The sequence below is a fragment of the Micromonospora sp. WMMD712 genome (genome assembly GCF_029581295.1).
Taxonomy (GTDB): Bacteria; Actinomycetota; Actinomycetes; order Mycobacteriales; family Micromonosporaceae; genus Micromonospora; species Micromonospora carbonacea.
In genome coordinates, this window is sequence record NZ_CP120743.1 from 3,480,845 (window position 1) to 3,492,940 (window position 12,096).

General features: G+C 68.4%; 23 protein-coding genes. All 23 read right to left on the reverse strand.

All coding sequences use genetic code 11. The features are described from left to right. Positions 1–33: 33 nt before the first annotated feature. Positions 34–687, reverse strand: coding sequence for an adenylate kinase (locus tag O7633_RS14820; protein WP_043965534.1), 654 nt, complete (start codon positions 685–687; stop codon positions 34–36). Next, entirely contained in the window at positions 688–2,016 is a 1,329-nt protein-coding gene (gene secY, locus O7633_RS14825) for a preprotein translocase subunit SecY (protein WP_074472527.1), read from the reverse strand. It lies immediately after the preceding gene. Positions 2,017–2,251: 235 nt separating this feature from the next. After that, positions 2,252–2,695: a 50S ribosomal protein L15 gene (rplO, locus tag O7633_RS14830; RefSeq protein ID WP_074472526.1), complete on the reverse strand. Its 444-nt coding sequence runs from the start codon at positions 2,693–2,695 to the stop codon at positions 2,252–2,254. After that, positions 2,695–2,877 (reverse strand): 50S ribosomal protein L30, encoded by a 183-nt coding sequence (rpmD, locus tag O7633_RS14835; protein ID WP_043965530.1) that lies wholly within the window; start codon positions 2,875–2,877, stop codon positions 2,695–2,697. Before rpmD ends, rplO begins: the two co-directional genes overlap by 1 nt. Beyond that, complete coding sequence (rpsE, locus tag O7633_RS14840; RefSeq protein ID WP_007073019.1) at positions 2,877–3,491, reverse strand: 30S ribosomal protein S5; 615 nt, start codon at positions 3,489–3,491, stop codon at positions 2,877–2,879. Before rpsE ends, rpmD begins: the two co-directional genes overlap by 1 nt. 33 nt (positions 3,492–3,524) lie before the next feature. Beyond that, the gene (rplR, locus tag O7633_RS14845; protein ID WP_176734116.1) at positions 3,525–3,902 is read right to left on the reverse strand and encodes a 50S ribosomal protein L18; all 378 of its coding nucleotides are present in this window, start codon (positions 3,900–3,902) and stop codon (positions 3,525–3,527) included. 8 nt (positions 3,903–3,910) lie between these two features. After that, the gene (gene rplF, locus O7633_RS14850; RefSeq protein WP_043965528.1) at positions 3,911–4,453 is read right to left on the reverse strand and encodes a 50S ribosomal protein L6; all 543 of its coding nucleotides are present in this window, start codon (positions 4,451–4,453) and stop codon (positions 3,911–3,913) included. Positions 4,454–4,469: 16 nt separating this feature from the next. Next, positions 4,470–4,877 carry a 30S ribosomal protein S8 gene (gene rpsH, locus O7633_RS14855; protein WP_018784557.1) on the reverse strand — a complete coding sequence of 136 codons (408 nt, stop codon included), beginning with the start codon at positions 4,875–4,877 and terminating at the stop codon, positions 4,470–4,472. Positions 4,878–4,995: 118 nt separating this feature from the next. Then, the gene (locus tag O7633_RS14860) at positions 4,996–5,181 is read right to left on the reverse strand and encodes a type Z 30S ribosomal protein S14 (protein WP_007073023.1); all 186 of its coding nucleotides are present in this window, start codon (positions 5,179–5,181) and stop codon (positions 4,996–4,998) included. A gap of 1 nt (position 5,182) precedes the next feature. Then, positions 5,183–5,752, reverse strand: a complete 570-nt coding sequence (gene rplE / locus O7633_RS14865; protein WP_007073024.1) for a 50S ribosomal protein L5 — start codon at positions 5,750–5,752, stop codon at positions 5,183–5,185. Further along, positions 5,752–6,072, reverse strand: coding sequence for a 50S ribosomal protein L24 (rplX, locus tag O7633_RS14870; protein ID WP_007073025.1), 321 nt, complete (start codon positions 6,070–6,072; stop codon positions 5,752–5,754). Before rplX ends, rplE begins: the two co-directional genes overlap by 1 nt. Beyond that, positions 6,069–6,437: a 50S ribosomal protein L14 gene (rplN, locus tag O7633_RS14875; protein WP_007073026.1), complete on the reverse strand. Its 369-nt coding sequence runs from the start codon at positions 6,435–6,437 to the stop codon at positions 6,069–6,071. The genes rplX and rplN overlap by 4 nt, the downstream gene beginning before the upstream one ends. Before the next feature lie 97 nt (positions 6,438–6,534). Beyond that, a complete protein-coding gene (gene rpsQ, locus O7633_RS14880) occupies positions 6,535–6,816 on the reverse strand; it encodes a 30S ribosomal protein S17 (protein ID WP_178066442.1) in 282 nt (93 codons plus the stop codon). After that, positions 6,813–7,049, reverse strand: coding sequence for a 50S ribosomal protein L29 (gene rpmC / locus O7633_RS14885; RefSeq protein WP_007073028.1), 237 nt, complete (start codon positions 7,047–7,049; stop codon positions 6,813–6,815). Before rpmC ends, rpsQ begins: the two co-directional genes overlap by 4 nt. Continuing rightward, positions 7,049–7,474 carry a 50S ribosomal protein L16 gene (rplP, locus tag O7633_RS14890; protein ID WP_043965519.1) on the reverse strand — a complete coding sequence of 142 codons (426 nt, stop codon included), beginning with the start codon at positions 7,472–7,474 and terminating at the stop codon, positions 7,049–7,051. Before rplP ends, rpmC begins: the two co-directional genes overlap by 1 nt. 3 nt (positions 7,475–7,477) lie before the next feature. Next, complete coding sequence (gene rpsC, locus O7633_RS14895) at positions 7,478–8,332, reverse strand: 30S ribosomal protein S3 (protein WP_074472522.1); 855 nt, start codon at positions 8,330–8,332, stop codon at positions 7,478–7,480. Continuing rightward, positions 8,332–8,790: a 50S ribosomal protein L22 gene (gene rplV / locus O7633_RS14900; protein ID WP_043965515.1), complete on the reverse strand. Its 459-nt coding sequence runs from the start codon at positions 8,788–8,790 to the stop codon at positions 8,332–8,334. The genes rpsC and rplV overlap by 1 nt, the downstream gene beginning before the upstream one ends. 39 nt (positions 8,791–8,829) lie before the next feature. Continuing rightward, a complete protein-coding gene (gene rpsS, locus O7633_RS14905; RefSeq protein WP_007073032.1) occupies positions 8,830–9,111 on the reverse strand; it encodes a 30S ribosomal protein S19 in 282 nt (93 codons plus the stop codon). Positions 9,112–9,123: 12 nt separating this feature from the next. Then, positions 9,124–9,963, reverse strand: a complete 840-nt coding sequence (gene rplB / locus O7633_RS14910) for a 50S ribosomal protein L2 (protein ID WP_278129414.1) — start codon at positions 9,961–9,963, stop codon at positions 9,124–9,126. Positions 9,964–9,975: 12 nt separating this feature from the next. After that, complete coding sequence (gene rplW / locus O7633_RS14915) at positions 9,976–10,278, reverse strand: 50S ribosomal protein L23 (RefSeq protein WP_007073034.1); 303 nt, start codon at positions 10,276–10,278, stop codon at positions 9,976–9,978. Next, entirely contained in the window at positions 10,275–10,925 is a 651-nt protein-coding gene (rplD, locus tag O7633_RS14920) for a 50S ribosomal protein L4 (RefSeq protein ID WP_074472520.1), read from the reverse strand. Before rplD ends, rplW begins: the two co-directional genes overlap by 4 nt. After that, entirely contained in the window at positions 10,922–11,587 is a 666-nt protein-coding gene (gene rplC / locus O7633_RS14925; RefSeq protein WP_074472519.1) for a 50S ribosomal protein L3, read from the reverse strand. Before rplC ends, rplD begins: the two co-directional genes overlap by 4 nt. Before the next feature lie 11 nt (positions 11,588–11,598). Next, complete coding sequence (gene rpsJ, locus O7633_RS14930; RefSeq protein WP_007073037.1) at positions 11,599–11,907, reverse strand: 30S ribosomal protein S10; 309 nt, start codon at positions 11,905–11,907, stop codon at positions 11,599–11,601. Between the last annotated feature and the right edge of the window lie 189 nt (positions 11,908–12,096).

The window sequence follows — 12,096 nt, forward strand, 5'->3', positions numbered from 1 at the left end:
ACGACCTTCCGTCAGCCGCAGCGCGGCCGTTCGTCAGCCGCCGTACGAGCGCAGGGCGTCGATGGCGCGGACGGTGACGTCCTCCACCGGGCCGGTGGCGTCGATGCCCACCAGCTTGCCCTGGGCGCCGTAGTAGTCGACCAGCGGCGCGGTCTTGTCGGCGTACTCGCGCAGCCGGGCGGCGATCGTCTCGGGCTTGTCGTCGTCGCGCTGGAACAGCTCGGCGCCGCAGCGGTCGCAGATGCCGTCCCGGGTCGTCGCGTCGAACTCGACGTGCCAGATCTTGCCGCAGCCCCGGCAGGTGCGCCGGCCCGACAGCCGCCGGATCACCTCGTCGTCGTCGACGACCAGCTCCAGCACCAGGTCCAGCGCGGTGCCCAGGTCGGCGAGGAGCTTGTCCAGCGCGGCGGCCTGCGGCGTGGTGCGCGGGAAGCCGTCGAGCAGGAAGCCCTCCGAGGCGTCCGGCTCGGCGAGCCGGTCCCGGACCATGTTGATGGTCACCTCGTCCGGAACCAGCTTGCCCGCGTCCATGTAGCGCTTCGCCTCGACACCCAACGGCGTGCCCTGCGAGACGTTCGCCCGGAAGATGTCACCGGTCGAGATCTTCGGCACCGAGAGGTGAGCGGCGATGAACTCCGCCTGTGTGCCCTTGCCCGCGCCCGGCGGGCCAACCAGAACGAGTCGCATCTACCGCAGGAACCCTTCGTAGTTCCGCTGCATGAGTTGGCTCTCGATCTGCTTCACGGTCTCCAGACCGACGCCGACCATGATGAGCACAGCGGTGCCGCCGAACGGGAAGTTCTGGAACTGCTCGCTGTTCAGCCAGATGAAGAAGAAGTTCGGCAGGATCGAGACGATGCCCAGGTAGAGAGCGCCCGGCAGAGTGATCCGGCTGAGGATGAAGTCGAGGTAGTCGGCGGTCGGCTTGCCGGGGCGGATGCCCGGCACGAAGCCGCCGTACTTCTTCATGTTGTCCGCGACCTCGGTCGGGTTGAACGTGATCGACACGTAGAAGTACGTGAAGAAGATGATCAGCAGGAAGTAGATCGCGATGTGCAGCGGGCTCGACGGGTCGACCACGTTGTTCTGGATCCAGGCCTGGGTCTTGCCCGGGTTCGTCTGGTCGAAGAACTGGAGCGCCAGCTGCGGCAGGTAGAGCAGCGAGGAGCCGAAGATGACCGGGATGACGCCCGCCTGGTTGACCTTCAGCGGGATGTAGGTCGAGGTGCCGCCGTACATCCGCCGGCCGATCATCCGCTTGGCGTACTGCACCGGGATCCGGCGCTGCGCCTGCTCGATGAAGGTGACCGCGGTGATGACCACCAGGACCAGCGCCAGCACCAGGAAGAACTTCCACCAGCCCTGCTGGGTCTTGATCCGCCAGCCCTCGCTGGGGAGGCGGGCCGCGATCGAGGTGAAGATCAGCACGGACATGCCGTTGCCGACGCCCCGGTCGGTGATCAGCTCGCCGAGCCACATCACCACGCCGGTGCCGGCGGTCATCGTCATGACCAGGATCGTCAGCGTCAGCCAGTCCGGGATGCCGGTGCCCTCGGGCACGATCGGGAACTGGTCGCACTGGTTGTTGAACAGCTGCCCGGACCGGGCCAGCGCCACGAACGCCGACGACTGGAGGATGCCCAGGCCCAGCGTCAGGTAGCGGGTGTACTGGGTGATCTTCGCCTGGCCGGCCTGCCCCTCCTTGCGGAGCTGCTCCAGCCGCGGGATGACCACGGTGAGCAGTTGCAGGATGATCGACGCTGTGATGTAGGGCATGATGCCCAGCGCGAAGACCGAGAGCTGCAGCAGCGCCCCGCCGGAGAAGAGGTCCAGCAGGTTCAGCACCCCGGTGTTCGCGCTGCCGATGGTGTCGAGGCACTTCTGGACGTTGCCGTACGAGACACCAGGGCTGGGCAGGGTGGCGCCGAGCCGGTAGACCGCGATGATGCCTACCGTGAACAGCAGCTTCTTGCGCAGGTCAGGCGTACGGAACGCACTGAGAAAGGCGGACAGCAACTTCTTCCTCCTGCGCGAGGCGGGCCGCCGGTGGTGGTCCCTGGCGGATCGGGGTGGGTGCCGGGCGAGCGCCCGATATCCATAGCTGGGATGGGAGCCTAACAGCCCCGTCCCGGTCCGGGCAGGTGTGCCCGGCTACATAAATCGAATCCGATATTACCCGGTGGTGACGCCCGGGGTAGACCGAGGCGCCCGCCCAGTCACGAAGAACTGAGCGGGCGCCACGGACACAGCCTTACAGCTCGGTGACCGAGCCACCGGCGGCGGTGATCTTCTCCTTGGCCGACGCGCTGAACGCCTGCGCCGACACCTGGAGGGACACGCCGTTGAGGTCGCCGGTGCCGAGCACCTTGACCGGGTGGCCCTTGCGGACCGCGCCGGCCTCGACCAGCTCCTGCGGGCCGACCTGGCCGCCGTTCGGGAACAGCTCGGCGAGCCTGTCCAGGTTGACCACCTGGAAGACCACCTTGAACTTGTTCTTGAAGCCCTTCATCTTCGGCAGGCGCATGTGGATGGGCATCTGCCCACCCTCGAACGCCGCCGAGATGTTCTTGCGGGCCTTGGAACCCTTGGTACCGCGACCGGCGGTCTTGCCCTTGGAGCCCTCACCGCGACCCACGCGGGTCTTCGCGGTCTTGGCACCGGGCGCCGGGCGCAGGTGGTGGACCTTGATCGTCATTACTCGACCTCCTCGACCTTCACGAGGTGGTTGACCGCGAAGATCATGCCCCGGATCTCGGGACGGTCCTCCTTGACCACCACGTCGTTGATCCGCTTCAGGCCGAGCGAACGCAGCGACTCACGCTGGTTGCGCTTGGCACCGATCTCGGACCGGAGCTGGGTGACCTTCAGGCGAGCCATCAGGACGCCACCCCCGCCCGCGACGCGAGCATCGCGGCCGGCGCGACGTCCTCGACCGGCAGGCCACGACGGGCCGCGACAGCCTCCGGGGACTCCAGCCCCTTCAGCGCCGCCACCGTGGCGTGCACGATGTTGATCGGGTTGGACGAGCCGAGGCTCTTGGAGAGCACGTCGTGGATGCCCGCGCACTCCAGCACGGCACGCACCGGGCCACCGGCGATGACGCCCGTACCGGCGGAGGCCGGCTTGAGCAGCACCACACCGGCGGCGGCCTCACCCGTCACCGGGTGCGGGATCGAGGAAGCGATCCGCGGCACCTTGAAGAAGTGCTTCTTGGCCTCCTCGACACCCTTGGCGATCGCCGCGGGCACCTCCTTGGCCTTTCCGTAGCCCACACCGACGGTGCCGTCGCCGTCGCCGACGATCACCAGGGCGGTGAAGCTGAAGCGACGACCACCCTTCACGACCTTGGCGACGCGGTTGATCGCGACGACCCGCTCGAGGTGCGGGGTCTTCTCGACGGGCGCGTTTCCGCGGCCGCCCTCACGGCGGTTGTCGCGGCGACCACCCTCGTTGCCACCGGACCCGCCGCCACGGCGCTGTTGACCTGGCATCAGCAGCCTTCCTTATCTCTCGTGACGGGGTTTCTAGAACTCGAGCCCGGCTTCGCGGGCGGCGTCGGCAAGCGCGGCGACCCGCCCCGCGTACCGGTTGCCACCGCGGTCGAAGACGACCTTCGAGACGCCGGCGGCCTTGGCCCGCTCGGCGAGCAGGGCGCCGACCTTGCCGGCCAGGGCGCTCTTGTCGCCCTCGGTGCCGCGCACCGACGCGTCGAGGGTCGAGGCCGACGCCAGGGTGTGACCCTTGGTGTCGTCGACGACCTGCGCGACGATGTGCCGCAGCGACCGGGTGACGACCAGGCGGGGACGCTCGGGGGTGCCGCTGACGTTCTTGCGGACCCGGAAGTGTCGACGCGCACGGCCGACGGCGCGCTTGGCGGCGACGCCGCGGCGACGCTTGAGCAGCGTGGCGCTCACTTCTTACCTGCCTTTCCGGCCTTACGACGAATGACCTCGCCCTGGTACTTCACGCCCTTGCCCTTGTAGGGCTCCGGCGGGCGGATCTTCCGGATGTTGGCGGCGACCTCGCCGACGAGCTGCTTGTCGATGCCGGCCACGTGGAACACGGTCGGCTTCTCCACCGTGAAGGTGATGCCGTCCGGCGCGGGGACCAGCACCGGGTGCGAGAACCCGAGCGCGAACTCCAGGTCCTTGCCCTTGGCCGTGACCCGGTAACCGGTGCCGGCGATCTCCAGACTCTTGCGGTGGCCCTCGGTCACGCCGACGATCATGTTGGCGATCAGGGTCCGGCTCAGGCCGTGCAGTTCCTTGGCCTTGCGCTCGTCGTTCGGCCGGTTGACCTGGAGCTGGCCGTCCTCGGCCCGCTCCGCGGTGATCGGCTCGGCGAGCACGTGCGTGAGCTCGCCCTTCGGGCCCTTGACCTTGACGGCCTGGCCGTCGATCGTGATGTCGACGCCGGCAGGCACCGGGATCGACTTACGTCCAATACGCGACATTTCTACCTGTCTCCCGTTACCAGACGAAGGCGAGGACTTCCCCGCCAACGCTCCGCTTGCGGGCCTGCCGGTCGGTGAGCAGCCCCTGGGACGTCGAAATGATCGCCACGCCCAGCCCGCCGAGCACCCGCGGGAGCCCGTCCGACTTGGCGTACACCCGGAGACCGGGCTTGGACACGCGCTTGATGCCGGCCAGGCTCCGCTCGCGGTTCTGGCCGTACTTCAGCTCGACGACCAGTCGCTTGCCGACGGCGCCCTCCTCGGGCTCCTCGACCGACCAGGTGGCGATGTAGCCCTCGGACTTCAGGACCTCGGCGATGTTCGCCTTGATCTTGGAGTAGGGCATCGTCACCCGGTCGTGGTACGCCTGGTTGGCGTTACGCAGACGCGTGAGCATGTCTGCGATCGGGTCGGTCATCGTCATGGATTTCGTCAGCCTTTCTCGCCGGGGTTCCCGGGGCGGTCAGCCCCGGGCCTACGGCGAAGAGCAATACATGATCGGTGCAAGGGGGCCCCGGCCGGCAGCCGGGGCGCGGTCGCCCTTACCAGGAAGCCTTGGACACGCCCGGCAGCTCACCGCGGTGGGCCATCTCCCGGATGCAGACCCGGCAGAGACCGAACTTGCGGTAGACCGCCTTGGGACGCCCGCACCGCTGGCAGCGGGTGTACGCGCGAACCGAGAACTTCGGCTTCGCGGCCGCCTTGAGGATCAGCGCCTTCTTGGCCATCTCAGTTCTCCTTGAACGGGAAGCCCAGGAGCTTGAGCAGCGCCCGGCCCTCGTCGTCGGTCGTGGCGGTCGTGACCACCGTGATGTCCATGCCCCGCTGGCGATCGATCTTGTCCTGGTCGATCTCGTGGAACACCGACTGCTCGGTCAGGCCGAACGTGTAGTTGCCGTGCCCGTCGAGCTTGCGCCCGTCCAGCCCGCGGAAGTCGCGGATACGCGGCAGCGCGATGGAGAGCAGGCGGTCCAGGAACTCCCACATCCGGTCGCCGCGGAGGGTGACCTTCGCGCCGATCGGCATGCCCTCGCGGAGCTTGAACTGCGCGATGGACTTGGTCGCCCGCCGCACCTGCGGCTTCTGGCCGGTGATGGTGGCCAGGTCCCGGACGGCGCCGTCGATCAGCTTGGCGTCCCGGGCGGCCTCGCCGACACCCATGTTCACGACGATCTTGACCAGCCGCGGCACCTGCATGGGGTTGCCGTAGCTGTGCTGCTCCTGCAGCTTGGCCACGATCTCGTTGCGGTACCGCTCCTTGAGGCGCGGCATGGTCTTGGTTTCGGTAGCCGTGGTCATCACAGGTCCTTACCGGTGCTACGCGCGATGCGGACCTTCTGGCCGTTGTCGTCGATGCGGTATCCGACGCGGGTCGGGTTCCCGTCGGAGTCCACGACCATCACGTTGGAGACGTGGATCGGGGCTTCCTGGGTGACGATGCCGCCGGTCTTGGCGCCACGCTGGGTGGTGCTGATGCGGGTGTGCTTCTTGACCCGGTTCACGCCCTCGACCAGGACCTTGTCCTGCCGCGGGTAGGCCGCGATGACCTTGCCCTTGGCGCCCTTGTCCTTGCCGGCGATGACGACGACCGTGTCGCCCTTCTTGACCTTCACGGTCACAACACCTCCGGCGCGAGGGAAATGATCTTCATGAACCGCTTGTCCCGCAGCTCCCGACCCACCGGGCCGAAGATGCGGGTACCGCGCGGGTCCCCGCCGTCCTTGATGATGACGGCGGCGTTCTCGTCGAAGCGGATGTACGAGCCGTCCGGCCGCCGCTTCTCCTTGGCGGTGCGAACGACGACGGCCTTGACGACGTCGCCCTTCTTCACACCGGCACCCGGGATCGCGTCCTTGACCGTGGCCACGATGACGTCGCCGATGCTCGCGTAGCGCCGACCGGAGCCACCGAGAACCCGGATGCACAGGATCTCCCGGGCACCCGTGTTGTCGGCGACGCGCAGTCGCGACTCCTGCTGAATCACGTCTATCTCCTATGTCTGCCGGTTCTCCGGCCGCCTGCCGCGGCCGGAGCCTGGCGGAACCTGCGCCCGGCTGACGCCGGGCGAGCTCGAGCCTTCGCTACTTGGCCTTTTCCAGGATCTCCACGAGCCGCCACCGCTTGGTGGCGGACAGCGGCCGGGTCTCCATGATCAGGACCCGGTCGCCGATGCCGGCGGCGTTCTGCTCGTCGTGCACCTTCAGCTTGCTGGTACGGCGCATGATCTTGCCGTACAGCGCGTGCTTGACCCGGTCCTCGACCTCGACGACGACGGTCTTGTCCATCTTGTCGCTGACCACGAGGCCCTCGCGCACCTTACGGCGGGCCCGCGCGGCGGCGGTGGTGGCGGTGTTCTCACTCATGACGCAGTCACCTCAGTCGGCGCGGCCGAGAGACCCAGCTCGCGCTCACGCATGATCGTGTAGATCCGGGCGATCTCCCGACGGATGACCTGCAACCGCCGGTTGTTGTCCAGCTGACCGGTTGCGGCCTGCACGCGGAGGTTGAACAGCTCCGCCTTGGCCTCGCGCAGCTTCGTGACCAGCTCCTCCTCGGAGAGCTCACGCAGCTCGGAGGCCTTAACGCCCGCTGCCATCAGGATTCACCCACTTCGCGCGTAACAATGCGGCACTTCATCGGGAGCTTGTGGATCGCGCGACGCATCGCCTCTCGCGCGATCTGCTCGTTGGGGAAGGACATCTCGAACAGGATCCGCCCCGGCTTGACGTTCGCGACCCACCACTCGGGCGAGCCCTTGCCGGAACCCATCCGGGTCTCGGCCGGCTTCTTGGTCAGGGCCTGGTCCGGGAAGATCGAGATCCAGACCTTGCCGCCACGCTTGATGTGACGGGTCATCGCGATACGCGCCGACTCGATCTGCCGGTTCGTCACGTACGCCGGCTCGAGAGCCTGGATCCCGAACTCGCCGAACACCACGCGGTTGCCACCCTTGGACGCGCCGTGGCGGTCCGGGTGGTGCGGCTTGCGGAAGCCCTTCGGGGGCTTGCGCGGCATCAGCATCTGTCAGCCCTCCTGCTGCGTTTCTGCCGCGGCGGCGACGGCGGACGTGTCCACCGGCTCGCCACTCGGCGTCTCGGCCTGCTGCGCGATCGTGGTCGCGGCAGCCCGGCCGGCCTCGGTGCCACCGGCGGTCGTCCCGGACGAACCGGACCGACCACGGCGCGGCCGCTCGGGGCGGTCGCCGCGCTCACGGCGCGGGCGCGACGGAGCCTCGGCCGGGGTCTCCCGACCCGGCACCGCGTCGCCCTTGTAGATCCAGACCTTCACGCCGATCCGGCCGAAGGTGGTACGGGCCTCGAAGAAGCCGTACTCGATGTTGGCCCGCAGCGTGTGCAGCGGAACCCGGCCCTCGCGGTAGAACTCGGTCCGGCTCATCTCGGCGCCGCCGAGGCGGCCCGAGACCTGCACCCGGATGCCCTTGCAGACCGGGTTCTTCATCGCCGACTGCATCGCCTTGCGCATCGCCCGACGGAAGCTGACCCGGCTGGAGAGCTGCTCGGCGACGCCCTGGGCGACCAGCTGCGCGTCCGACTCGGGGTTCTTCACCTCGATGATGTTCAGCTGCACCTGCTTGCCGGTGAGCTTCTCCAGCTCGCCGCGGATCCGGTCGGCCTCCGCACCCTTACGGCCGATGACGATGCCCGGCCGGGCGGTGTGGATGTCGACGCGGACCCGGTCCCGGGTGCGCTCGATGTCGACCTTGGAGATGCCGGCCCGCTCCAGGCCCTTGGACATCATCCGGCGGATCTTGACGTCCTCGCCGATGTAGTCCTTGTAGAGCTTGTCCGCGAACCAGCGGGACTTCCAGTCGGTCGAGATGCCGAGCCGGAACCCAGTGGGGTGAACCTTCTGACCCATTACTCGGCGCCCTCCGTCTTGCTCTCCGTCTCAGCGGCCGCAGGCTGCTGCGCCGGGGCGGCCTTCTTCGCCGCGGACTTCTTCGGCGCGGCCGGCGCGACCGCCTCGACCGCCACGGTGATGTGGCAGGTGCGCTTGCGGATCCGGTACGCCCGGCCCTGCGCCCGCGGCCGGAACCGCTTCATGGTCGGGCCCTCGTCGACGAACGCCTCGCTGACGAGCAGCGCGTCGGGGTCCAGCCGCTCGTTGTTCTCCGCGTTGGCGATCGCGCTAGCGAGCACCTTGTAAACCTGCTCGCTCGCAGCCTGCGGCGCGAACTGCAGCACCGTGAGCGCCTCCTTCGCGGGCAGGCCGCGGACGAGGTTGACCACCCGGCGCGCCTTCATCGGCGAGATGCGCACGTGCCGCGCAACCGCCCGCGCGCCCGGAAGCACCGGAGCGTCGCCCTTTCCTGGCATCGCTGTAACCCCTTGTTCCTCTATCCGTATGCCCGCGGCTCAGCGCCGGCGGCTCTTCCGGTCGTCCTTCTCGTGACCCTTGAAGGTGCGGGTCAGCGCGAACTCGCCGAGCTTGTGCCCGACCATCGCCTCGGTGACGAACACCGGGACGTGCTTGCGTCCGTCGTGCACGGCGATCGTGTGGCCGAGCATCTCGGGGATGATCGTCGAGCGCCGCGACCAGGTCTTGATGACGTTCTTCGAGCCCTTGTCGTTCTGCGTCTCCACCTTCTTGAGCAGGTGGTCGTCGACGAACGGGCCCTTCTTCAGGCTGCGAGGCATGTCTTATCTCCCTCAGCCGCGCTTACGCGTGGCGTAGCGGCGGCGGACGATCAGCCGGTCGCTCGGCTGGCCCTTACGACGGGTGCGGCCCTCGGGCTTACCCTGCGGGTTGACCGGGTGGCGACCACCGGAGGTCTTGCCCTCACCACCACCGTGCGGGTGGTCGACCGGGTTCATGGCGACACCACGGACGGTCGGGCGCTTGCCCTTCCACCGCATCCGGCCGGCCTTGCCCCAGTTGATGTTCGACTGGTCGGCGTTGCCGATCTCGCCGACGCTGGCGCGGCAGCGCACGTCGACGCGCCGGATCTCGCCGGACGGCATGCGCAGGGTCGCGTACACGCCCTCGCGGCCGAGCAGCTGGATGCCGACGCCGGCCGAGCGGGCCAGCTTGGCGCCGCCACCCGGACGCAGCTCCACGTTGTGGATCGTCGTACCGACCGGGATGTTGCGCAGCGGCAGGTTGTTGCCGGGCTTGATGTCGGCGCCCGGACCGGACTCGACCGCGTCGCCCTGCTTCAGGTCCTTCGGCGCGATGATGTACCGCTTCTCGCCGTCGGCGTAGTGCAGCAGCGCGATACGCGCGGTGCGGTTCGGGTCGTACTCGATGTGCGCGACCTTCGCCGGCACGCCGTCCTTGTCGACCCGCTTGAAGTCGATCAGACGGTACTGGCGCTTGTGGCCGCCACCGTGGTGCCGCGCGGTGATCCGGCCGTGGGCGTTACGCCCGCCCTTCTTCGGCAGCGGCACCAGCAGCGACTTCTCGGGCGTCGACCGGGTGATCTCGGCGAAGTCGGCGACGCTGGAGCCACGCCGGCCCGGCGTCGTCGGCTTGTACTTACGGATAGCCATTGTCTACACCCCTCAGCTGACCGGGCCGCCGAAGGCCTCGATACGGTCACCGTCAGCCAGCTTCACGATCGCCCGCTTGGTGGCCTTGCGCTGACCGAAGCCGGTCTTGGTGCGCTTGCGCTTGCCCTCGCGGTTGAGCGTGTTGACCGTCAGGACGCGGACGTTGAAGATCTGCTGGATAGCGATCTTGATCTCGGTCTTGTTGGCGTCCGGGTGCACCAGGAAGGTGTACCAGTTCCGGTTCAGCTCGCTGTAGCTCTTCTCCGAGACGACCGGCGCGATGATGACGTCACGCGGATCGGCGATCGTGCTCACTTGTCACCCTCCTCGGTGGTCTCGGCCGGCACACCCAGGAACTCGTCCAGGGCGTCCTTGGTGAAGACCACGTCGTCGGCCACCAGCACGTCGTACGTGTTGAGCTGGCCAGCCTCGATCAGGTGCACCCGCGGCTCGTTGCGCAGCGACACCCAGTTCAGCTCGTCGGTGCTGCTCAGCACGACCAGGACGCGCCGCGCCTCGGTCAGCTTGGTCAGCGTGGCCAGGGCGGCCTTGGTCGACGGCTTCTCGCCCGAGACGAACGCCTCGACGACGTGCACCTGGCCGGCGCGGGCCCGGTCGGAGAGGGCGCCACGCAGGGCGGCGGCCTTCATCTTCTTCGGGGTCCGCTGGCTGTAGTCGCGCGGCACCGGGCCGTGGACCACGCCACCGCCGGCGAACTGCGGCGCGCGGATCGAACCCTGGCGGGCTCGACCGGTGCCCTTCTGCTTGTACGGCTTCTTGCCGCCACCGGCGACCTCGCCGCGGGTCTTGGTCTTGTGCGTGCCCTGCCGGGCGGCCGCGAGCTGGGCCACCACGACCTGGTGCATCAGCGCGATGTTGGCCTGGACGTCGAAGACGTCGGCGGGCAGCTCGACGGTGCCGCTCTTCGTGCCTTCGACGTTGAGCACGTCAACGGTGGTCACTTGGCCGCACCGCCCTTCTTCGCCTTGACCTTGGCCGCGGTGCGGACCAGGACCAGCGCGCCCTTCGGGCCGGGGATGGCGCCGCGGACGAGCAGGAGGTTGTTCTCGGTGTCGACCGCCTGGACGGTCAGGTTCTGGACGGTGTAGCGCACGCCACCCATCCGACCCGCCATCCGGGTGCCCTTGAAGACGCGACCCGGGGTGGCGCAGGCGCCGATGGAGCCCGGCGAGCGGTGCTTGCGCTCGACACCGTGGCTGGCGCGCAGACCGTGGAAGCCGTGCCGCTTCATCGGGCCGGCGTAGCCCTTGCCCTTGGTCTTGCCGGTGACGTCGATGGTGACGCCCACCGGGAACTCCTCGACCGTGACCTCCTGGCCCAGCGAGTAGTCCGCGGCGTCCGTGGTGCGCAGCTCGACGATGTGCCGGCGCGGCGCCACGTCCGCCTTGGCGTAGTGCCCGGCGAGCGGCTTCTTGGCCTTGCGCGGGTCGATCGTGCCGTACGCGAGCTGGACCGCGGAGTAACCGTCCTTCTCGGCGCTACGAACCTGGCTGACGACGCACGGGCCGGCCTGAACCACGGTCACGGGCACAACCTTGTTGTTGTCCCAGACCTGGGTCATGCCGAGCTTGGCGCCCAGGATCCCCTTGACTTGCCTGTCCATTTGTCCGGTCCCTACAGCTTGATCTCGATGTCGACGCCAGCCGGCAGGTCGAGGCGCATGAGCGAGTCGACCGTCTTCGGGGTCGGGTCGATGATGTCGATCAGCCGCTTGTGCGTACGCATCTCGAAGTGCTCGCGCGAGTCCTTGTACTTGTGCGGCGAGCGGATAACGCAGAAACGGTTGATCTCCGTGGGCAGCGGCACCGGGCCAGCGACCTGCGCCCCGGTACGCGTCACCGTCTCGACGATCTTCCGAGCCGAGGAGTCGACGACCTCGTGGTCATAGGCCTTGAGCCGGATGCGGATCTTCTGTCCCGCCATGGTGGCTTCTGTTCCTTCTCTCGATGCCGCTGTGTTGCGGGCGCCTGCACCGGCTGGTGCAGGCCCACTTCCGCCGACCCCCGCGGTCGGGCGTGTCGCGCCCTCGGACCAGGCTCCGCCCCGGGACCCCGGAGCTCTGCTGGCCATGCGGTGGGTCGATGGCGCCGATCGCGTTCACCGCGACCCGGA

Coding starts and splice junctions, on each gene's coding strand:
- O7633_RS14820 (WP_043965534.1), bottom strand. CDS start 687: ATGCGACTCGTTCTGGTTGGCCCGCCGGGCGCGGGCAAGGGCACACAG.
- rplO (WP_074472526.1), bottom strand. CDS start 2,695: ATGACGATCAAGGTCCACCACCTGCGCCCGGCGCCCGGTGCCAAGACC.
- rpmD (WP_043965530.1), bottom strand. CDS start 2,877: ATGGCTCGCCTGAAGGTCACCCAGCTCCGGTCCGAGATCGGTGCCAAG.
- rpsE (WP_007073019.1), bottom strand. CDS start 3,491: ATGCCAGGTCAACAGCGCCGTGGCGGCGGGTCCGGTGGCAACGAGGGT.
- rplF (WP_043965528.1), bottom strand. CDS start 4,453: ATGTCGCGTATTGGACGTAAGTCGATCCCGGTGCCTGCCGGCGTCGAC.
- rpsH (WP_018784557.1), bottom strand. CDS start 4,877: ATGACGATGACCGACCCGATCGCAGACATGCTCACGCGTCTGCGTAAC.
- O7633_RS14860 (WP_007073023.1), bottom strand. CDS start 5,181: ATGGCCAAGAAGGCGCTGATCCTCAAGGCGGCCGCGAAGCCGAAGTTC.
- rplE (WP_007073024.1), bottom strand. CDS start 5,752: ATGACCACGGCTACCGAAACCAAGACCATGCCGCGCCTCAAGGAGCGG.
- rpsQ (WP_178066442.1), bottom strand. CDS start 6,816: ATGAGTGAGAACACCGCCACCACCGCCGCCGCGCGGGCCCGCCGTAAG.
- rpmC (WP_007073028.1), bottom strand. CDS start 7,049: ATGGCAGCGGGCGTTAAGGCCTCCGAGCTGCGTGAGCTCTCCGAGGAG.
- rplP (WP_043965519.1), bottom strand. CDS start 7,474: ATGCTGATGCCGCGCAAGCCCCCGAAGGGCTTCCGCAAGCCGCACCAC.
- rpsC (WP_074472522.1), bottom strand. CDS start 8,332: ATGGGTCAGAAGGTTCACCCCACTGGGTTCCGGCTCGGCATCTCGACC.
- rplV (WP_043965515.1), bottom strand. CDS start 8,790: ATGCCAGGAAAGGGCGACGCTCCGGTGCTTCCGGGCGCGCGGGCGGTT.
- rpsS (WP_007073032.1), bottom strand. CDS start 9,111: ATGCCTCGCAGCCTGAAGAAGGGCCCGTTCGTCGACGACCACCTGCTC.
- rplB (WP_278129414.1), bottom strand. CDS start 9,963: ATGGCTATCCGTAAGTACAAGCCGACGACGCCGGGCCGGCGTGGCTCC.
- rplC (WP_074472519.1), bottom strand. CDS start 11,587: ATGGACAGGCAAGTCAAGGGGATCCTGGGCGCCAAGCTCGGCATGACC.
- rpsJ (WP_007073037.1), bottom strand. CDS start 11,907: ATGGCGGGACAGAAGATCCGCATCCGGCTCAAGGCCTATGACCACGAG.